This window comes from Arthrobacter sp. B1805 (assembly GCF_002929745.1).
Classification (GTDB): Bacteria; Actinomycetota; Actinomycetes; order Actinomycetales; family Micrococcaceae; genus Arthrobacter_D.
Genome location: NZ_PJIQ01000001.1, coordinates 131,830 through 150,129 on the forward strand (window position 1 = coordinate 131,830; position 18,300 = coordinate 150,129).

The 18,300-nt window shown below is 67.6% G+C and carries 16 protein-coding genes and 1 pseudogene; 8 read left to right on the forward strand and 9 right to left on the reverse strand.

The window, feature by feature from the left end; translation table 11 throughout:
• Window positions 1-24: 24 nt before the first annotated feature.
• A complete protein-coding gene (locus CXQ96_RS00685) occupies window positions 25-975 on the reverse strand; it encodes an NAD(P)-dependent oxidoreductase (protein WP_104116119.1) in 951 nt (316 codons plus the stop codon).
• Window positions 972-2,462, reverse strand: a complete 1,491-nt coding sequence (locus CXQ96_RS00690) for a four-carbon acid sugar kinase family protein (protein WP_104116120.1) — start codon at window positions 2,460-2,462, stop codon at window positions 972-974. The genes CXQ96_RS00685 and CXQ96_RS00690 overlap by 4 nt, the downstream gene beginning before the upstream one ends.
• 118 nt (window positions 2,463-2,580) lie before the next feature.
• On the opposite strand from CXQ96_RS00690, the gene CXQ96_RS00695 reads away from it, so the two are divergent.
• Entirely contained in the window at window positions 2,581-3,321 is a 741-nt protein-coding gene (locus tag CXQ96_RS00695) for a FadR/GntR family transcriptional regulator (RefSeq protein WP_104116121.1), read from the forward strand.
• A 306-nt stretch (window positions 3,322-3,627) separates the two neighbouring features.
• Window positions 3,628-4,476: a CoA ester lyase gene (locus CXQ96_RS00700; protein ID WP_104116122.1), complete on the forward strand. Its 849-nt coding sequence runs from the start codon at window positions 3,628-3,630 to the stop codon at window positions 4,474-4,476.
• Between the two features lie 6 nt (window positions 4,477-4,482).
• Here the strand turns inward: CXQ96_RS00700 and CXQ96_RS00705 are convergent, their stop codons facing one another.
• On the reverse strand, window positions 4,483-4,713 hold the full coding sequence (locus tag CXQ96_RS00705) for a zinc-ribbon domain-containing protein (protein WP_104116123.1): 231 nt from the start codon (window positions 4,711-4,713) through the stop codon (window positions 4,483-4,485).
• Between the two features lie 136 nt (window positions 4,714-4,849).
• On the opposite strand from CXQ96_RS00705, the gene CXQ96_RS00710 reads away from it, so the two are divergent.
• Together CXQ96_RS00710 and CXQ96_RS00715 are read left to right on the forward strand one after the other, a co-directional pair.
• Window positions 4,850-5,602 (forward strand): ABC transporter ATP-binding protein, encoded by a 753-nt coding sequence (locus CXQ96_RS00710; protein WP_104116124.1) that lies wholly within the window; start codon window positions 4,850-4,852, stop codon window positions 5,600-5,602.
• Complete coding sequence (locus CXQ96_RS00715) at window positions 5,599-6,999, forward strand: FtsX-like permease family protein (RefSeq protein WP_258058702.1); 1,401 nt, start codon at window positions 5,599-5,601, stop codon at window positions 6,997-6,999. The genes CXQ96_RS00710 and CXQ96_RS00715 overlap by 4 nt, the downstream gene beginning before the upstream one ends.
• 17 nt (window positions 7,000-7,016) lie before the next feature.
• On the opposite strand, the gene CXQ96_RS00720 is transcribed toward CXQ96_RS00715, so the two are convergent.
• Both CXQ96_RS00720 and CXQ96_RS00725 read right to left on the reverse strand, forming a co-directional pair.
• Window positions 7,017-7,646: a flavin reductase family protein gene (locus CXQ96_RS00720; protein WP_104116125.1), complete on the reverse strand. Its 630-nt coding sequence runs from the start codon at window positions 7,644-7,646 to the stop codon at window positions 7,017-7,019.
• A 7-nt stretch (window positions 7,647-7,653) separates the two neighbouring features.
• Window positions 7,654-8,493 carry an SDR family oxidoreductase gene (locus tag CXQ96_RS00725; protein WP_104116126.1) on the reverse strand — a complete coding sequence of 280 codons (840 nt, stop codon included), beginning with the start codon at window positions 8,491-8,493 and terminating at the stop codon, window positions 7,654-7,656.
• Between the two features lie 168 nt (window positions 8,494-8,661).
• Between CXQ96_RS00725 and CXQ96_RS00730 the strand changes: the two genes are divergently transcribed.
• From CXQ96_RS00730 to CXQ96_RS00740, 3 genes are all read left to right on the forward strand, one after another.
• Window positions 8,662-9,246 carry a dihydrofolate reductase family protein gene (locus tag CXQ96_RS00730; protein WP_258058703.1) on the forward strand — a complete coding sequence of 195 codons (585 nt, stop codon included), beginning with the start codon at window positions 8,662-8,664 and terminating at the stop codon, window positions 9,244-9,246.
• A 102-nt stretch (window positions 9,247-9,348) separates the two neighbouring features.
• On the forward strand, window positions 9,349-10,176 hold the full coding sequence (locus tag CXQ96_RS00735) for an SGNH/GDSL hydrolase family protein (protein ID WP_104116127.1): 828 nt from the start codon (window positions 9,349-9,351) through the stop codon (window positions 10,174-10,176).
• A gap of 251 nt (window positions 10,177-10,427) precedes the next feature.
• Window positions 10,428-11,345, forward strand: coding sequence for an SDR family oxidoreductase (locus CXQ96_RS00740; protein WP_104116128.1), 918 nt, complete (start codon window positions 10,428-10,430; stop codon window positions 11,343-11,345).
• A gap of 97 nt (window positions 11,346-11,442) precedes the next feature.
• Here CXQ96_RS00740 and CXQ96_RS18745 read toward each other — a convergent pair whose 3' ends face one another.
• Complete coding sequence (locus tag CXQ96_RS18745) at window positions 11,443-12,531, reverse strand: YrzE family protein (RefSeq protein ID WP_258058704.1); 1,089 nt, start codon at window positions 12,529-12,531, stop codon at window positions 11,443-11,445.
• Window positions 12,532-12,659: 128 nt separating this feature from the next.
• Between CXQ96_RS18745 and CXQ96_RS00750 the strand changes: the two genes are divergently transcribed.
• The gene (locus CXQ96_RS00750) at window positions 12,660-13,160 is read left to right on the forward strand and encodes a DUF456 domain-containing protein (protein WP_104116129.1); all 501 of its coding nucleotides are present in this window, start codon (window positions 12,660-12,662) and stop codon (window positions 13,158-13,160) included.
• Between the two features lie 3 nt (window positions 13,161-13,163).
• Here CXQ96_RS00750 and CXQ96_RS00755 read toward each other — a convergent pair whose 3' ends face one another.
• The 3 genes and pseudogenes from CXQ96_RS00755 to CXQ96_RS00765 all read right to left on the reverse strand — a co-directional run bounded on the left by CXQ96_RS00755 (window position 13,164) and on the right by CXQ96_RS00765 (window position 18,237).
• On the reverse strand, window positions 13,164-14,933 hold the full coding sequence (locus tag CXQ96_RS00755; protein ID WP_219816071.1) for a glycoside hydrolase family 15 protein: 1,770 nt from the start codon (window positions 14,931-14,933) through the stop codon (window positions 13,164-13,166).
• Window positions 14,934-15,151: 218 nt separating this feature from the next.
• Window positions 15,152-16,636, reverse strand: coding sequence for a S10 family peptidase (locus CXQ96_RS00760; RefSeq protein ID WP_146070780.1), 1,485 nt, complete (start codon window positions 16,634-16,636; stop codon window positions 15,152-15,154).
• 36 nt (window positions 16,637-16,672) lie between these two features.
• Window positions 16,673-18,237 (reverse strand): annotated as a pseudogene (locus CXQ96_RS00765) (DHA2 family efflux MFS transporter permease subunit).
• Window positions 18,238-18,300 lie beyond the last annotated feature (63 nt).

Sequence of the window (18,300 nt, forward strand, 5' to 3'; positions counted from 1 at the left end):
ACGGGTGGCGGTGGAGGAAGCGGGTCAGGCGTGCGAGTCGGGCTTCCGGGGTGCGACGACTGTGATGACTGCGGAGTCGTCGCGGGCTCCGTGTCCTTGCGCCTGACCCTGCAGGAAGAGCTGTTCGGCGGCGGCGGCGACGGGGGTCGGCAGTGCAACGGCTCGGGCGGCCGAGGTCACGATGCCGAGATCCTTGACGAAGATGTCCAGTCGACTCAGCACTTCAGCACCCTCTGGGTCCCAGGCCTGCAGGATGCGGGGGCCGCGGTTTCCAAGCATGAAGGACGCCGCTGCACCGGCCTGAAGGGCCTCGAGTGTCTTCTCCGGATTCAGCCCCAGTGACTGCGCGAGTGCCAGCGCCTCGGCGGCGGCGGCAATGTGGACGCCGCAGAGCAGTTGGTTGACGGTCTTCAGTGCCTGCCCGTCGCCCGGCTTGTCGCCGACCACGGTGAGGGTCGAGGCCAGCAGGTCCAGGACGGGGGCTGCTGTCTCCCGGGCCGACGGTACCGCGCCCACGACGATGAGGAGGTCACCTTGACCGGCGCGGAGCGGACCGCCTGACAGCGGTGCATCGACGAGGTCGACGCCGAGTTCGGCAAGGCGACCGGCAACCTCGACGACGGCGTCGACTCCGACCGTACTGGTCATGATCACCACGGCGCCCCGCTTCAGCGTCGGAGCGATCCCATTCGCGCCGAAAAGAACCTCGCTGAGCTGTTCGGCGTTGCGGACTGCGAGCAGAACGGCGTCGACGCCTTCCACGGCCGAATTCGCAGTGTCGAACGTGGTGATGCCGGATTCACTCGCGAGCATCGATCGTTCGGGAGCGATGTCGAAGCCGTGCACCGTAAGGCGGGAGGCGAGGCGCGTTGCCATGGGCAGACCCATCGCCCCGAGCCCGAGCACGGCGGCGGTGTACGAACCTGGACCGGACGGGGAGGTGGTGGGTGCACTGCTGGCAGCTGTGGAGTTCATCGTGTTCCTTCACGTGCGATGCGGGTGGGGGCGGTCGTCTCGAAACGGCTGCTCAGTGTTCGGGTGACAGCCGCGAGGGAGGAGTCATCCCCGACATTGCCGGCGAAGACCACATAGGGGATGCCCTGCGCCGGCCCCTGCACGGGTTCCCAGAGCGACACGATCCCCGGCAGCATGGGACCGCGGACAAGGGCGCGGCGTACCTCGAGGCCATGGGTGGCGACGTCGGAGGAGGTGATGCCTCCCTTGGCGATGACGAAGCGCGGCGCATAGGTTTTCAGGGTGCGGTTGACGACCTCGACGAGGGCATCGGATACGCTTCGCGCGATACGAAGGCTGGATGCCGCGTCATCGGCACGAACCAGCTGTCGGCTGGTGTGGAGGACGACGTCGCCCGCCTTGAGCGCCTCGGTCACGTCACTCACTGCCTGGTCGAGATAGGCGCCGCGTCCGCCGTCGAGCAGGATCTGGACATCGATCTCGATGACAGTCGCCGCGGGGTGCTGGCGAGTGAGTTCGGCCAATTGACGACTCGTGAGACCGACGTGGGAGCCGACGACGATCAGGCCTCCCCGGTCCCGTGGTTCGAGGGCGCCGAAGACGTCGTCCGCGGAAAGGGGCGCTCGCATCTCCTGGCCGATGCGGCCCCTGACGAACGGCGGTCCCACACGGTAGATGAACCGCTTGCCTCCGGCTTCAGCGGCCTCCAAGCCCAGAGCGAGCCTGCGCAGGTCGTTCTCGCTCACGCAGTCCGCGACGATGATGGAACCGTTGTGTGCGCGGTCCAGGACGGCTGCGACAGCATCGGCCGTACGCTGATCGTCGGGCTGGCGCAACACGGACAGGTCGATGCCGATGACCGACGCTGCCGGGATGCGGCCACCGGATTTCTCCTCGACGTACCGGGCCAGCTCTGAATGGGCGAAGCCGAACGTCGCATCCTGTGCGAACTCCGTCTCGCTGACCGGCACTACCGTGCCGTGGTCCTGGCGCATGTAGTGCACGCCGCCGATGGTGATGCGGCCGGCCTCGGGGAACGCGGGGACAATGACGACGCCGTCGATCTGTTCGTCGAAATCGTTCGCGAGGGTCCCTGCGATGGCGTCGGGTTCCAAGGGGAAATGACCTCGAAGAGTCGAATCGCTCCGACTGACGAAGGTCACCGCTCGGCTCTCACCTGCGGCGATCCGGGCATTGCGGACCACCTGCCGGTTACGCTCGAAGGCTTCCTGGGGATCGAGGCTGCGGGTGTTGGTGAGGACATAGACGGCAGGTCCGTCCATGGCGAACGCCCATGCGAAGTCCTCCACCGTCCACGTCGTCAGGACGGGAAGATCGGCAACCGACTGCGTGCCTGTCGGGTCGTCATCAAGAACGACGAGGACTCCGGACTTGGTACCGCCCGCGTCGATCGCCTTCCGCACCGCTGCTGCGGACACAGGGGTGTCGGGCGGAAAAGAAGAAAGAAGCTCTGATTCGAGAAACACTGTCCACTCCGTCGTGTGATAAATCAGACGTCTGATGTCTGTGCGTGTTAGTGTTGCAGAACACATGCAGTGGCGCAACCCGTGTCGCGTAGAGGTCTGGAACAGCTGGAGTGAGGGTATGGCGCGCAGGTCCTTGTCCGACGAAGTGGCAGATGCCTTGCTTCAGCGCATCGTCGTCGGGGAATTGCCTGCGGAAGCGCTCGTCCCCGGGGAGAACGAGCTCAGCGCCCAGCACGATGTGAGCCGCCTGACGATCCGGGAGGCCATCAGAACGCTTGCAGCTCAGCGCATCCTGAGGGTCGAGCGCGGCAGGGGAACGTTCGTGAACCCCCTTGGACGATGGGCGTCGATGGATGCGGTCCTCCGTGCGGTGTCCGAGGGCCAGGACGACGCGGCCACCTCACTGCAACTGATCGAGCTCCGGCGCATGATGGAGACGGGGGCGTGCGAGCTCGCCGCCGGGAAGCTTTCCGACGAGGCTCTGGCTGGACTGGCTGAGGACATCGAAGCCATGCAGGCCGCGCACGAGCTCCAGGACGTACCCGGCTTCGTCGCCGCGGACCTTCGTTTCCACGAGCGGATCCTTCAGGCATCGGGCAACGTGTTCGTAGCGGTGATGTTCGAGCCCCTGCATCGGATCCTCGAGGCCCGGCGCACGCAGACCTCCAGAGTGCCGCAGATCCAGGTGCATGCCATCGCCGAGCACCGGAAGATCCTCGCCGCCCTCACCAGCGGGACTCCGGGCACGGCGCGCCAAGCGATGGATGACCATATGCAACAGACCCGGGATGATCTGCAGACGTACATCCTGACTGCGGGGGCCCCTCCGGCCCCTGCACCACCGAGTGCCGCGGATTAGGCAGGCTCGTTGGATAGCCGAAGGGCACAAGGCCTCAACGTGCTGGCCCTCCTGCAGGACTGGACTTCAGCCGTGGAGCACTTCACGGCCTCGATGCATGCCGTGACAACCACCCGACGGGACAGTGCGACGGGCTGACCGACCGATCTCCGAGGACGACTGGCGTCAACCCGTCATCGCTGCCTGCAGGGACAAGGGCGACGTTCCCGCGAGGTCAGGGGTTCCCGCCCCTTTTGGTCGTAGTGTTCACGAGGCGCCGCACGTCTCCGGTGGATAATGCCCGGTAGTCCTCAGTAGTGTTTGAGCATGGCCACCTCCCTCAGAAACAGCCGCGCCGCTGCGCTTCCCGCCAAGCTCTCCCGATCCTGGCTGCTGGCGTCCGCTGCTTCCGAGGACAACTTCATCCCCGCTCTCACGTCCGAGGCGGATTCCGTGGTGTTCGACATGGAGGACGCCGTCCCGGCAGCGGGCAAGGCCGAGGCTCGGGATCGCGTGGTGGAGGCCCTGTCCACCGGCATGACGGCGTGGGTGCGTGTCAACGGGATCGAGACCGACTACTGGGCCGACGACCTCGCAGCCCTCTCCAGGGCGCCGGGTCTACGCGGTGTCATGCTCGCCATGACGGAGAAGCCCGAGCAGGTCACCCACACGGCAATGCGGCTCCAGGCGGGCACCCCGGTCCTCGCGCTCATCGAATCCGCCCTCGGCATCGAGAACGCGACGGCGATCGCGAGTGCGCCCGGCACCTTCCGTCTGGCCTTCGGCGTCGGAGACTTCCGTCGGGACACCGGCGCCTCGGATGACCCCATGGCGCTCGCCTATGCGCGATCCAAGCTCGTCGTGGCCTCGCGCGTCGGGCAACTCCCCGGTCCGATCGACGGACCGACGGTCGGAGCCCTGGGCGAGGAGCTGCTCGAGGCGTGCAAGGTCACGGCATCGATGGGGATGACGGGCAAGCTGTGCCTGCTGCCCGACGCGACCGACACCATCAACAGGGGCCTCTCGCCGAGCGAGTCGGAGATCAACTGGGCGGCCGAGCTCCTGCGTGAGCACGCAGCGGGAGCGGTGGTAGGCGATGGCTCCTATCTTCCCCGCCTGGCGCGAGCGCAGAAGATCTCCTCACTCGCTGATTCCTACGGGTTGTGGAACGCCTAGCCTCGATCAGCGAGCGAGCGCGCGCTCTTCCGAGCCGCTGATCCTCGAGGTGCCGCCGCAATTGGTACAGACCTGCAGGCGTGTCTTCTTGAGGGTGAGCAGTGGGATGAAGAACACCGAGAGCTTGGTCTTGCGCTCGATCACCTGCTGCGGGGCATGCATACCGCAGTAGCGGCAGGTGGCGGAGCGCGTGAACCGCAGGTTCTCGCGCGTGGTCAGGCCGAAGAGAAAGAACATGGTTCCACCGTAACGGCCCGGCGGCGAAAAAAGACAGCTGACTTACTATCTTGTACCACCACGGTATGAGTGCCTTCCGGGAGGTTCAGCCCGCAGCCGGACGCGCCGGTGGGGGCACCACCGGAAGCATGGAAGCATGACAACGAACCCCTCCGGCACCCCCCTGCCGCCCCGCCCTGCGACCACCGGCACCGCCGTCTTCAGCGCGCGCGGTCTGACGAAGAACTACGACGCGACCCGTGCGCTCGCCGACCTCAGCCTCGACATCCGTGCCGGCGAATCCGTTGCCGTCATGGGCCCCTCGGGTGGCGGGAAGACCACACTCCTCCACTGCCTCGCCGGGATCATCACGCCGGACGCCGGGCAGGTCCTCCTCCAGCGGGACGGCGGCACCACCGACGTCGCCCGCCTGTCCGACCGCGACCGGTCCGCCCTCCGGCGTTCGACCTTCGGTTTCGTGTTCCAACAGGGTCTGCTCATCCCGGAACTGACCGCCCTCGAGAACGTGGCCGTCGCCCTCATGCTCCTGGGTGTCGATCGTGCGAGCGCCGAACACTCGGCGGCACAGTGGCTCGCCGCGCTCGGGCTCGCCGGCATGGAGGACCGGCGCGTGGGCCAGTTGTCCGGCGGCCAGGCCCAGCGCGTCGCGATCGCCCGCGCACAGGTGACCGGCGCCAGCGTGATCTTCGCGGACGAGCCGACAGGTGCCCTCGACTCGGGCACATCTGCGGAGGTCATGGACATCCTCCTGCACTCGACCACCGGGACGGGGAAGACACTCGTGGTCGTCACGCACGACGACGACGTGGCCCGGCGCTGCGCACGCACGGTTCGTCTGCGCGATGGCCGCATCGTCAGCGATTCCCTCCGAGCTGAAGTAGCGGCATGAGCGCGCATACCGACACCGTCACCCTCCCGGCTACCGCAGCCAAGGCGTCCGCGCCGCGCGTTCCACTGATGGTTCCGCTCCGGCTCACCTGGCTGCTCGCCCGGCCCTCCGCGAACGGGCTCTCGGCCGCGGCCCTCCCGGTGACGGCCTTTGCGCTCGTCACCGCGCTCCTGCTGACCGTCGTCGCCGGTGGCCTGTCCTTCTTCCAGTGGAAGGACGACACGGGTGAGCTGTACCTGGCCCTCGCCGCCATCGCGACGGCCCTGCTCGTGGTTCCACTGATGACGCTCGGCGGTTCCGCTGCGCGTCTGTCGGCACGACGGCGGGACGAGCGGCTCGCGACCCTGCGCCTCCTCGGAGCGCCGGCCTCGACCGTCGCCGTCATGACCGTCGCCGAATCGGCGTTGCTCGCCGCCGTCGGCGCCCTCGCCGGAGTCATCGGGCACCTGCTGCTGGTGCCCCTGGTGCAGCTCATCCCCTTCCGCGGCGAAGCCCTGGGACGCTCCGTCTGGATGGGACCGGGGCCCATTGTGCTGGTGGCGACCGGCGTCGTCATCCTCGCGGCGCTCAGTGCGATGCTCGGGCTGCGGAAGATCGTCATCTCCCCGCTCGGCGTGCGCACCCGCCAGCAGCCCCCGAAGCTGCACTGGCTGCGAGCGGTCGGCGCGGTCGCGGTGATCGGCGCGGTGGTAGCAGCGATGAGCAACCTCGACGGCATCAGGGATTTCGCCGTGGTCGTCGTCGTGCTCGTCACCGGGTTCGCCGGGGCCCTGGCCGTCCTCAACCTGGTGGGACCGTGGCTGATCGGGGTCCTGGCCCGTCGGCAGCTGCGGGCGGCGCAGACACCCGAGCGGCTCCTCGCCGCGCGTCAGATCCTGGACTCCCCGAAGAGGGCCTGGCGGCAGGTCAGCGGTGTGGCCATGACGTGCTTCATCGCCGTCTTCGGCGGCACCGGGGCAGCGTTGATGAATGCGAGCGGCCCCATGGAGGGCAGCGAGCGGTTCCTGGGCGACGACGTCCGCACCGGACTGCTGATCACGATCGTGGCCTCGTTCCTGATGGTCGCCTGCTCGGTCGGCGTCAACCAGTCCTCGCTGCTGCTCGACCGACGGGATCTCTACGTGAGCCTTGACCGCCTCGGCATGCCGGTCGGGACGATGAACGCCGCCCGGACCCGGGCCGTGATGTTCCCGCTGATCGTCGTGTCGGTGGGTAGCGCGCTCACTGCCGTCGTCGTCGTACTCCCGCTTGCCGGGATGGCACTGATCTTCGCGCCTCTGTCCGTGGCCGTGATCATCGGCTGCCTGGCGGGCGGTGTCGCGCTCGTGCTGCTGGGCCTCCGGGCCACGCAGCCGATCCTGGCACACATCCTCCGGACGCCCGGCGCCGCTCTGTAGCAGCAGCGACAGCCGGGTCAGGGAATGGAGGCGGCCCCGCCATAGTGCCCGGGCCATTTCTCGACGGGGATGCGCGAGATCTCGCGGACCGTTCCAGCAGTGCCCCACTCGTTCTTGCCGAGCCTCGAGAGGGGCTGGAGTGCGTCGATGGCCGGCAGTGCGCCGTCGAGCACCTCCTCGGACACCACGGCGTGCAGCACTTCGCCGAAGACGAGCGTGCAGTTCCCCATGTCCTGGATGAGGTGCAGCCTGCACTCGAGTGCGACGGGTGACTCGAGGACGCGCGGTGGCCTCACCCTCGCGCTGGGCTCGCGGGTGAGGCCGACGGCGTCGAATTCGCTGACAAACGGCGGGAAGTTCGTGCCGGTGGCATTGACGGCTTCGAAGAGGTGTTCGGGGGTGAAGCCGACGACGAACTCCCGGGTGGCCTCGATGTTGCGTACTGAATCCTTGCGGCCCACGGAGGTGAACTGGACGATCGGCGGATCGACGGACGCGATCGTGAAGAACGAATGGGGTGCGAGGTTGTCCACTCCCTGCGCGGACGTCGACGATATCCAGGCGATGGGACGCGGCACGACGACGGACGTGAGGAACGAGTAGAAGGCCCGGCTGTTCGCCGGCTCCGGGACGACGTCTCTGCGCATGCTGCCGCTAGCCCTTCGCCGAGAGGAGGTCGTGGAGTGCGAGCGGCGGCCGGCCCGTGAGGTGCTCGACGGCCGGCGACACCTCCGCGAGCTCGCCGCGCGCGATTGCCGTGTAGGTGCTGACCCAGGCCTCGACCTGCCAGAGGGGCGCGCCGTGGTGTGCGCGGCTCGCCAGCGCTTCCTCGTGCGTCTGGTCCTCGAAGCGGACCGTGGCCGCCGTCAGCCGCGTGATGGTCGCCGCAGCCTCGGCAAGGGTGAAGGCCTCGGGCCCCGTCAGGTCGTAGGTCGTCCCGACGTGCGCCTGCGGAGCGCGCAATACGGCTGCTGCGGAGCGGGCGACGTCGGCCTGTGCGACGGCGGACAGCCGCCCGCGTCCGGCAGGGCCGCGGATCGCGCCGTCCTCGGCAAGGGCCGGCACGAAATCGAGGTAGAGGTTGTCCCGCAGGAAGGTGTAGTCCAATCCGGAAGCGCGGATGTGCTCCTCGGTGTACCAATGGTCCCGCGCCAGGAGGAACGCGGCGTCCGGAGCGGCACCGAGGAACGACGTGTAGACGATATGCCGCACCCCGGCAGCGCGGGCGGCATCGATGAAAGTGCGATGGGTGGCGACGCGGTTCTGCTCCTCGCCGGCGGACACCATGAAGAGGGTACCGACGCCGGCAAGGGCTTCACGGGCCGCGTCGGCATCGTCGTAGGCACACCGGCGGACCACCGACCCGGGAAGGTGCTGCACCCGATCCGGCGAGCGGGCCGGCAGGACGAGTGGCACTCCCTCGGCGGCGAGGATCCGGGCAACCCTGCCACCCACGGTGCCGGTCGACCCAGTGACTCCGATGCGTTGCTCCATGCGAGCTTCAGCCGCGCAATGCGGGCTTTTATTTCCGCGGCCGCGTTGCGCACTCCAGGTCTGGTTCCTGAAGGAGCCCGAAGGTAGTCTGCGGGCAGCGTCCTCGACCCCGCCGGGTGTCGGCGCCGACGAAGCTATGGCCGACGAAGCTATGACCAAGGAGGTCCTGTGGCGCGCACGGTGATCTATTCGATGAGTATGTCGCTCGACGGCTACATCGTAGGGCCGGACGGCGGCTTCGACTGGTCCGTCCCGGACGAAGAGGTGTTCCAGGCCTCGATCGACGAAGTACGGGGGCTCGGCGTCCACCTGCTCGGACGCAACCTCTACGAGACGATGCTGTATTGGGAGACCGCCGATCAGGACTCCTCGCTCGACGACAAGGAGCTCGAGTTCGCGGACATCTGGAACCGGCTCCCGAAGCTGGTGTTCTCCAGGACCCTGGCGGTGGTGCAGGGGAATTACGGTCTGGCCTCCGGCAGTCTGGCCGACGAGGTCCGTCGATTGAAAGCGGAGTCCGAAGCCGGTGACATCGCGATCGGCGGGGCGACCCTTGCCGCCGAGGCCGCCGCAGCGGGTGTGATCGACGAGTACCGGGTCCGGGTCTACCCGGTGCTCGTCGGCGGAGGCATCCCGTATTTCCCCGGACCTCAGCATCTCTCCGGACATCAGCGGCAGATCGATCTCGAGCAGGTGGAAACCCGCACGTTCAGCTCGGGCGTCGTGTATCTCCGCTACCGCGTGGTGCGCTGACCGGCGGATGCCACTCGGGTGGTACGCCGCGCAGCGAGAGTTCATCGGGGGTTGGTCCCACTGTTGCCCCGCAATTCATCCTCGACGGCTAGCGTTGGTCGAATGGCTGGCCGGTATGTTGCGATCGGAGACTCCTTCACCGAAGGCGTCGGCGACTGGAACAAGAGCTTCCCGAACGGCGTGCGGGGCTGGGCGGACCGGGTTGCCAAGCAACTGGGCCGGCAGGACCCGAGGTGGGAGTACGCCAACCTCGCGATCCGCAGCAAGCGCCTGCACCAGATTCGCGACGAGCAGGTGGAGCGGGCACTGGCGTTGAAGCCCACGCTGGTGAGTCTCTATGCCGGAGGCAACGACATCCTCGAACTCCGTACCGACATGAGCGCGCTCATGCGGGAGTATGAGGCCATGGTGGCCCGCATCGCCCGGGCAGGGGCCCGGCCGCTTCTCTTCACGGGGTTCGACATCCCGTTGAGCCCGGTGTTCGAGCCCATGAAGCGGCGCAACTGGCTGTACAACGACCACGTCCGGCGCATCGCCCGCACCTACGACGCTGTACTCGTGGACTACTGGTGCTTCGACGAGTACTCGGATCCAGGCCTCTGGGATGCGGACCGCCTGCACATGTCACCCGCAGGGCACCGCAACCTCGCCGCGCACGTGCTGCGGATCCTCGGAGTCGACCATTCCCTGACGCCGCGCCTGCCCGAGCGTGAGGGATACGCCGGATTGGTGGCGGGACTCCGCCGCGAGACAACCTGGCTGGGCGAGTGGGTGGTGCCGATGTTCGGGCGCCGCCTGAGGAGGATCACCCTCGGGGACGAGCTGCAACCGCGGTGGCCCGAGCCCGTCCGGCCGGCGGACGGATTGAAGCGCCTGGCACGTGCGCAGCGGGAGGCGTCCGTCCGGGCACAGGCGAGCGGTGGAAGCTAGACTGGGGCCACTATGGACCACATGCGAAAGCTCCGCACCCCGATCGTCTGGCTCCTCGTCGCCGCCCTGGTCCTCAGTGTCGGTGCAGGTTTCTTCTCCGTCGTCTTCTAGCCCGAGGCGGTCACACGCCTGTTGCGAGAGATATTAGTGGGCCCTAGGGTAATAAGTAGGCTTAGCTTTAACGGCCCAGTCGACAGCCCATATGCGCCCGACGCGGCGCGGGACACGCACTCTGTACAGGGAGAACACCTATGACCTCCGAGAGCACAGCAGGATCGACCGATCAGTACACCTTCCAGAACCCCGTCACGAGGTTCGAGAGCATCACGCCTCCGGCAGACCAGCAGGGAGAACCCGGGCTCGAAGCCGACATGGAACTCAAGGCCGACCGCGGCGAGACCTCCTACCGCGGGACGGGCCGGCTGACGGGCCGCAAGGCCCTCATCACCGGCGCCGATTCGGGGATCGGCGCAGCAGTTGCCATCGCCTACGCCCGGGAGGGTGCGGACGTCGCGCTCTCCTACCTCCCCGAGGAGGAGGAGGATGCGCAGGTCGTCAAGGGACTCATCGAAGCCGAGGGACGCACCGCCGTCTGTATTCCGGGTGACCTGAAGGATCCCGCATATTGCACCTCACTGGTGCAGCAGGCAGTGGACGGGCTCGGCGGCCTCGACATCCTCGTCAACAATGCGGCCAAACAGGTGGCGGTCGAATCGCTCGAGGAACTGAGCGACGAGCAACTGGACCACACCTACAAGACGAACATCTATTCTTTCTTCCGTGTGACGAGGGAAGCGCTCAAGCACCTCCAGCCCGGCTCCGCGATCATCAACAGCACCTCGATCCAGGCATACGAGCCGTCGCCGACCCTGATCGACTACGCGAGCACCAAGGCGGCGATCAACAACTTCACCAAAGGGCTGGCGCAGCAGCTCGCGGCGAAGGGAATCCGCGTCAACGCGGTGGCGCCGGGTCCCATCTGGACGCCGCTGCAGCCCTCGGGAGGCCAGCCCAAGGAGGCACTGCCCGAATTCGGCAAGGACACGCCGCTGGGTCGTGCGGGTCAGCCGACCGAACTCGCCCCGGCGTACGTCTTCCTGGCGTCGTCCGAGGCAAGCTACGTGCTCGGCGAAACCCTGAACGTCAACGGCGGAATGCCCTCGCCCTGATCCTCGTGGCCACCTGAACAACGGAACAGCCCCGGACTCCTGCGAGTCCGGGGCTGTTCCGTTGTTCAGGTGGTGATGCGGCGCGTGTCCGCAGCTCCTACTCGGCGTCCTCGAGCGCGTCGAAGTCCGTCCGGTCGATCCTCCGGTGGTATCGCATGCCCACGAGCCCACCCAGGACCGCACCGATCAGCGCGACGGCGGCCACCACGAGGAGTCCGAGGAGCCCGGGCCCGGTGAGCTCCTGCGAGGAGGGAACACCGAGACCCTGGAACCGCTCCGTGATGTTGGCCTGGTTGCCGAGGATGAAACCGACGATCGCCAGCACGACAGCGACGATGATCGCCCACAGCCACACGGCGACGCCCTGCTTGACGCCGCTGAAACGCGCCATCCGGCCGGCGACGTACCCACCGGCGAAGTAGGAGACCAGGAGGATGACGCCGAGGACGACCGCGGCCGTTATTCCGGTGGCCTGCGCTTCGCCCGAACCGCTCGTCACGTCCGAGCTGGACAGGTTTGCTCCGAAGCCGAACGCCGCGGCCAGTGCCCCGACGAGGGCGGACAGCAACACGAACATCCCGGTGGCGGTGAGCCACCCGAAGAACGCCGAGCCGAACTTCATGCCACCGAAGTGCTCCTTCTCGCGTTGGTGGAGCACCTTGCGGTCCTCGAGGCTGGGAACGCCCGATCCGACGCCCGCCCCTGCACCTCCGGCGGCAGCAGCGCGGGGCAGTCGGTGTTCGCGGCCCCGCTCGTCGTCGGACCGGGAGTCCGAGTGCTTCGTCGCCGTCACCGGGACCACCTTCGTGTGTGCCTGTGTCTCCGGCTCGTGCCGGCCGGTCGTCGGCATGTCGCGGGAAGCTGCCGGCTGGGTATGTTCACGTGTGGGGGTCGGATCACTAGTCCCCGAGCCTCCGGAGTACATCCCCGGCACGTAGTCACCGCTCGTGTCGTCGTCCGCCGAATACGCACCGGGCACGTAGTCGCCTCCATCCGTGCCGTCCGCGCGGGTGGAGCCGCTCACCTGATGTCCGTTCGAGCCGCGGCCGGTGCTGCTCGCGCCTGCCCCGGAACGGCCGGTGTCCATCACCTCGGTGGGATTGTCCGGGTTGTCGGCGTGCCGTGGTCCGTCAGCGGATGCACCCTTGCGCTCGCCGTCCGTGTTCCCTGTTCCTGGTGTACTCACTGGTCCTCCTGATCTCAGGGCCCGCAGGCTCGCTAAGTTGGCTTAGTATTCACTCCAGTATTCCACGGAGCAGCGCGTCGGGCTCGTTCCATTGCTTCGGGTCGCGATCCGGGTGCAAGACTGGGGTCATGGATCTACAGGTCTTCATGACGGTCGTGTGCGGTGCGCTCATCGCCGTCGGTATCGCTGGTGTCGTGGTCCCTGTGCTGCCGGGGAGCATCCTGATCATCGTGTCCCTGCTCACGTGGGCGCTGACGGTGGCGACGACCGAGGGGTGGGTGGTCTTCGCGATCGGGACGGTGCTGGCCGGAGCCGGTCTCGCTGCCGGGATCGTCCTCACCGGCCGGACGCTCAAGCAACGCCGGATCCCCGGGCGGTCGGTGACCGTCGGTGTTCTCGCCGGGGTTGTCGGCATGTTCGTGATTCCCGTCGTCGGCCTGTTCGTGGGCTTCGCGCTCGGTCTCTTTGCGAGCGAATTCGCCCGGCAACGGAACGCCCGCGCCGCCCTGACGTCGAGTCTCCACGCACTGAAGGCGACGGGGCTCGGGATCCTCGCCGAACTCGGTCTCGCCTGCCTCGCCGGAACCACCTGGGTCATCGGCGTGTGGGTCTACTTCGCCACGGCCTGACCTTCAGGATTTGCCCGAGATGGACAGGGCGGCCACGATCAGCGCGAGGTGGCTCAGTCCCTGCGGGACATTGCCCATGAACGCGTTGTCCGAGGGCTCGATCATCTCGGACATGATGCCGACGTCGTTCGCGAGCGGCAGCAGTTCCTCCATGAGGTCGACGGCCTCGTCGCGCCGTCCGACGGCGACAAGGGCCGACACCATCCAGTAGGCGCAGGCCACGAAGGTTGCCTCCTCCCGCTGCATCCCGCTGTAGCGGTAGAGGAGCGGGCCCGCTCCCAGCTCGGCGCGGAGGGCGTCGATGGTGGACGACATGCGGGGGCCGGTGTCGAAGCCGCTTATGGCGTGCAGGAGGATCGACGCGTCCAGATCGGTCGATCCCGGGTACCAGATGTAGCTCTGGCGTTCCTCGGACCACCCGTGCTCGTGCACCCAGTCCCGGATGCGGTCGCGCTCGGCCGCCCACCGCTCGACGGGACCCTGCAGCTGCCCGCGCTCCACCAGGAGCACGGCGCAGCGTAGCGCGTTCCAGCACCCCAGCTTCGAGGTGACGTAATGGCGTTCCTCGGGCAGCTCCCACATGCCCGCGTCGCGCCGGTGCCAGATGTCGCACGTCAGGTCCGCCAGATCGGCGAGCTGGCGCATCGTGGCCGGATCGAGCACATGACCGGCCTGGACGTACTGCCAGACGATGTCGAACACGTCCCCGAAGACGCCGAGCTGCAATTGGCCCGCCGCGGGATTGCCGTCGACGACGGGAGCGATGCCGCGCCAGCCTGTGAGGTCGGGCCGGTCCGTACCCTCGGGCAGCTGGCCGTTCAGGCGGGTGAACACCTCCAGGTCCGAACCCTGGGACCGGAGATTCTTCAGCATCCACGACACCGCGGCATGGACCTCCTCGCGGAGCCCGGCACGCGTGAGGGAGTGCAGCGTGTAGGCGGTGTCCCGGACCCAGGCGTAGCGGTAGTCCCAGTTCTTCCCGCCGGCCGCGCTCTCCGGCAGCGAGGTGGTCGCGGCTGCCGCGATGGACCCGGACGGGCTGTGCAGCAGCAGTTTCAGGGTGAGCGCGCTGCGCAGTACAGCGTGTCGGTAGTCGCCGTCGTAGGCGAAGTTGTCGGACCAGGTCTGCCAGTTGCGGATGGTGCGGTCCACGCCGTCGTCGATGGTCTGCGGATCGGGGAGCGGAAGTGGCTCGCCATGGGTGGAGACGACGGCGACGAGGTGCCGCGAGCCTTCCGAGGTGGTGAAGGCGCCCTCGACGGACTGGCCTTCGGGCGCCTTCAGCCCGTGGTTGATACCGCGGATACCGAGACCGACGGCATCGATGCGGAGGACGGGGTCGTCGGGCCCGTTGTCGAGCCAGGGCGAGGCGGCTCCGAAGCAGGTTCCAGGGCTGATGGACCAAGCCATGTCCACCGCTCCAGCCAGGCCGTCGACGCGGCGGGCGAGTTCGCCCCACGGCAGCCTGCCCGCCACGCCCGTGTTCAGGGAGTCGGTGACGCGGACGGTACCCGTGTCCGTGGTGAACGTCGTCTCGAGCACATTGGAACCGTCCGCGTAGCGGCGTTCCACCGTGAAGTCCCCCGTAGGTGCCAGCGCCATGAAGCCCTCGTCCCGGTCCAGCAGGCGCGCGAAGGCCGGCGTCGAATCGAGGTCGGGCGTGGGATACCAGTCGATCGAACCGTCGAGCGACACCAGCGCGACCGTTCGGCCGTCACCGATTGCTGCGTAGCTTCGGATGTCGGCGAAGCCGGCCTCGTCCCGAGGTGCGATGATCAGTTCCTTCCTGGTCCCGGACTGCCTTCCTGCTACCTGCCGGAGCGGCCCTTGTAGCGGGTCTTGTTGGCGCGGGGCGGCTGTCCGGCGCGCTTGCTCAGCACACGGGAGGCAATAACGGGCACCAGGGCCCAGAGGATCCTTTTCAGCACGATGAAGTCCTTATGGTCAGTAACCGACGGCGGCTGTCGCTGCGGTATCGATCATCCTACGTACTATTCCGGGCGGGATCGTCCCTCGGTGACGAAGGCTCGCAGGGCGCGCAACTGTGCATCCCGTGCTACCGGATTGAGGTACATCATGTGCCCGGCCTCGTGGTAGTGGTGGGTGAAGCGGGCGCGGGCGGCGTCGTCCAGATCCATGTGCGCCCACACGTACTCGGCTGCGAAGTGCGGGGTCGCACCGTCGTGGTAGCCGTAGTCCACGTGCACCCGCAGGTTCGGGTTGTGGACGAGGAGCCGTTCGAGGACTCCCGAGACGTCCACGGGAGCGCCCTCGAACGTGCGGTAGCTCCAGGGCTGCACGCGGGCTGTCAGGATCTCGTAGGGGAGATCGTTCTCGTATCCGAGTTCCGCGCGGACGTAGTGGTTCATTGCGGCGGAGTACGGTCCCGTGATGGCCCGGATGCTCGGATCATCGAAGGAGTCAGACGACTGCAGGTTGTCCGGACGCGCGGCGAACCGGCCATCGATGCGGCCGACGGCCAGCCCCTCGGCACGGAGGATCTCCGCCGCGAACTCGTGGTACGCCCAGCGGAAGTTGGTCCGGCGGATGAATCCCTCGTCGAGGGTGGTGATGGCATGGAGCCGCGCGACGACGTCGTCGTGCTCCTCGCTCGTCAGGCGGCTGCCCTGGGTGAGGGCATAGCCGAAGTCCCGCGCTGCGTAGTCCTCGGCCTCCCGCAGGACGTCGGCGAGCTCCCGGTCACCGTGCCTGCCGTGGTAGTGCGCGATGGCGGCATAGGTGGGCAGGTGCAGCGCGTAGGGGAGGTCACTGCCGGGGAAGAAGCGCAGGGTGGACATGTTCAGCACCGTGGAGATCAGGCCCAGGCCGTTGACCGCCATTCCGTAGGCATCGAACAGGCGCCCTGCGACGGCGACGGCGCGCAGGGTGCCGTAGGACTCGCCGATGAGGTACTTCGGGGACAGCCAGCGGTTGTTGCGCGTGGTCCAGAGGCGGATCACTTCCGCGACGAGGTCCCTGTCCTGCACGAATGCATGGAACTCGTCGGCCTTCTCGCCTGCGACCACGCGGGAGAAGCCGGTGTTGACGGGATCGATCATGACGAGGTCGCTCGATTGGAGCAGGGTGTCCGGATTGTCGATGAGGCCGAACGGTGCGCTGGTCATGGCGCCGACGTCGCCCGAATCGACGAGCCGTGGACCCAGCAGGCCCAGGTGCAGCCAGACGGAGGCGGACCCCGGCCCGCCGTTGAACGCGAACGTCACGGGCCGTCCCGGGTCGGCGTCCTGCTGGGTGTACGCGACGATGAAGATCTCGGCCTTCGGCTTGAAGCCGTCCGCCTTGCCGTCCTTCGTCTCCTCCCGGCGCAGCACGAGGCGACCGGTGGTCGTCCTGTACTTCAGGCCCGAGGGCGAGGTGTGGTCCCGGACAGTGAAGTCGTCCGACACCTCCTTGGCGTCGACGGGTCCGGAGTCCTTCGACGTGTCGTTCACGGTGTCCTGCGTCTCATCAGCCATGGCAGAAGACTACCGGTGGTTCCCCGAGGCAACAGCTCAGGAATCCGCAGGTGTCGTCTCCCGACGACGGTCCGCGGGCCCGTCGTCCTTCCGGGCTGATGCGGCGCCGGCGTCGCCGGACCACGCTGTGTTCTTCTGCGGCCTGGCGAAGAACAGTGCAGCAGCCAGGCCGAGGAGGATGACGACGGCGGGCAGGTAGAGCGCCTGCCCCATCGACAGGGCGTAACCCGCCCGGGCCTGGTCGGGAAGCGCCGCGCCCGGTGTGGCGCCCATCGCGCTGCCTCCGAGGTTGGCCATCAGGCGCGATTGCATCACAGCGGCGATCGCGGCGCTGCCGAGGACTGCACCCATCTGACGCGTCGTGTTGTAGACGCCGGATCCCGCCCCCGCGAGGGAGGGCGCGAGGTTGCGGGTCGCGGTCAGGGACACGGGAGCCCAGATGCCGGCACTCGACAGGCCGAGGAGCGAGACGGGGAGCAGCAACTGCCAGATCGGAACGTCCGGGGTGAGGATGGACCCGAGCCAGAAGAGGGCGCCGGACAGGCCGGCGAACCCCGCGATGGCGATGTACTTGGGATTGTTGCGCTGCACGTACTTGCCGACGAACGGGGCCAGCACTCCGGAGACGACGGCCATCGGTGTCAGCAGGAGGGCGGCCTGCGTCGGGGAGAGGCCGCGGACGGTTTGTGCGTAGAGCATGAGAGGCAGCGCCATGGTGGTGATCGAGAACCCCATGGCCGTGATCGAGGTGTTGGCGAGCGAGAAGTTGCGGTCACGGAAGAGAGTGAGGGGAACCAGGGGCTCGCCACGGTTGACGTGCTGCCAGATGACGAACGCGACCAGGAGCACGATGCCCGTGATGATCAGCGACCACACGGAGAGAGGGCCCGCGATCCTGCCCCAGTCGTAGCTCTCGCCCTCCTGGATGCCGAACACCAGGCAGAACAGACCGGCCGCGCTGAGGAACACGCCGAGCATGTCGAACCGGCGCGATGTCGTGGGCAGGGTGGGAACCAGGCGGGAGGCAAGGATGAACCCGACGACTCCGACGGGGACGTTGATGAAGAAGATCCATTCCCAGCCTGCGGAATCGACCAGCACGCCGCCGAGCACCGGTCCGATGAGCGTCGCGATGCCCGCGACCGAACCCCAGAGCCCCATGGCGGCCCCTCGGCGCTCCGGCGGGAAGATCCGCGTGATGACGGACATCGTCTGGGGCGTCATAAGTGCTGCGCCCAGGCCCTGCACGACCCGTGCCAGGATGAGCGCTTCCACGGAGCCGGAGAGTCCGCACCACGCACTCGACAGCGTGAAGACCACGAGGCCCACGAGGTAGACGCGCTTGGGTCCGAACCGGTCACCGAGCCTGCCGTCACGAGTAGCGGCACCGCGTACGCCAGCAGGTAGGCGCTGGTCACCCAGATCACGCTGTCGATGCCGGCGCCCAGCCCTTCCATGATGGCGGGGGTGGCGACGGAGACGATGGTGGAGTCGACCAGGATCATGAAAAAGCCGATGACGAGCGACCACAGGGCGGGCCAGGGTCTGATGTCGGTGGACGTGAGCGGGCCGGGGGTTGCCCGATGGGGCGTGCGGGACATGGGCAGAAGACTACTCCCGGCCCGTGGCACCCCGTCTCGGGATCAGGGTGCCGTTGATGCTTT

What these genes read in the sequence shown, in the direction of transcription:
- CXQ96_RS00685 (WP_104116119.1), bottom strand. Translation starts at nt 975, where the DNA reads ATGAACTCCACAGCTGCCAGCAGTGCACCCACCACCTCCCCGTCCGGT.
- CXQ96_RS00695 (WP_104116121.1), top strand. Translation starts at nt 2,581, where the DNA reads ATGGCGCGCAGGTCCTTGTCCGACGAAGTGGCAGATGCCTTGCTTCAG.
- CXQ96_RS00700 (WP_104116122.1), top strand. Translation starts at nt 3,628, where the DNA reads ATGGCCACCTCCCTCAGAAACAGCCGCGCCGCTGCGCTTCCCGCCAAG.
- CXQ96_RS00705 (WP_104116123.1), bottom strand. Translation starts at nt 4,713, where the DNA reads ATGTTCTTTCTCTTCGGCCTGACCACGCGCGAGAACCTGCGGTTCACG.
- CXQ96_RS00710 (WP_104116124.1), top strand. Translation starts at nt 4,850, where the DNA reads ATGACAACGAACCCCTCCGGCACCCCCCTGCCGCCCCGCCCTGCGACC.
- CXQ96_RS00715 (WP_258058702.1), top strand. Translation starts at nt 5,599, where the DNA reads ATGAGCGCGCATACCGACACCGTCACCCTCCCGGCTACCGCAGCCAAG.
- CXQ96_RS00720 (WP_104116125.1), bottom strand. Translation starts at nt 7,646, where the DNA reads ATGCGCAGAGACGTCGTCCCGGAGCCGGCGAACAGCCGGGCCTTCTAC.
- CXQ96_RS00725 (WP_104116126.1), bottom strand. Translation starts at nt 8,493, where the DNA reads ATGGAGCAACGCATCGGAGTCACTGGGTCGACCGGCACCGTGGGTGGC.
- CXQ96_RS00735 (WP_104116127.1), top strand. Translation starts at nt 9,349, where the DNA reads ATGGCTGGCCGGTATGTTGCGATCGGAGACTCCTTCACCGAAGGCGTC.
- CXQ96_RS00740 (WP_104116128.1), top strand. Translation starts at nt 10,428, where the DNA reads ATGACCTCCGAGAGCACAGCAGGATCGACCGATCAGTACACCTTCCAG.
- CXQ96_RS00750 (WP_104116129.1), top strand. Translation starts at nt 12,660, where the DNA reads ATGGATCTACAGGTCTTCATGACGGTCGTGTGCGGTGCGCTCATCGCC.
- CXQ96_RS00760 (WP_146070780.1), bottom strand. Translation starts at nt 16,636, where the DNA reads ATGGCTGATGAGACGCAGGACACCGTGAACGACACGTCGAAGGACTCC.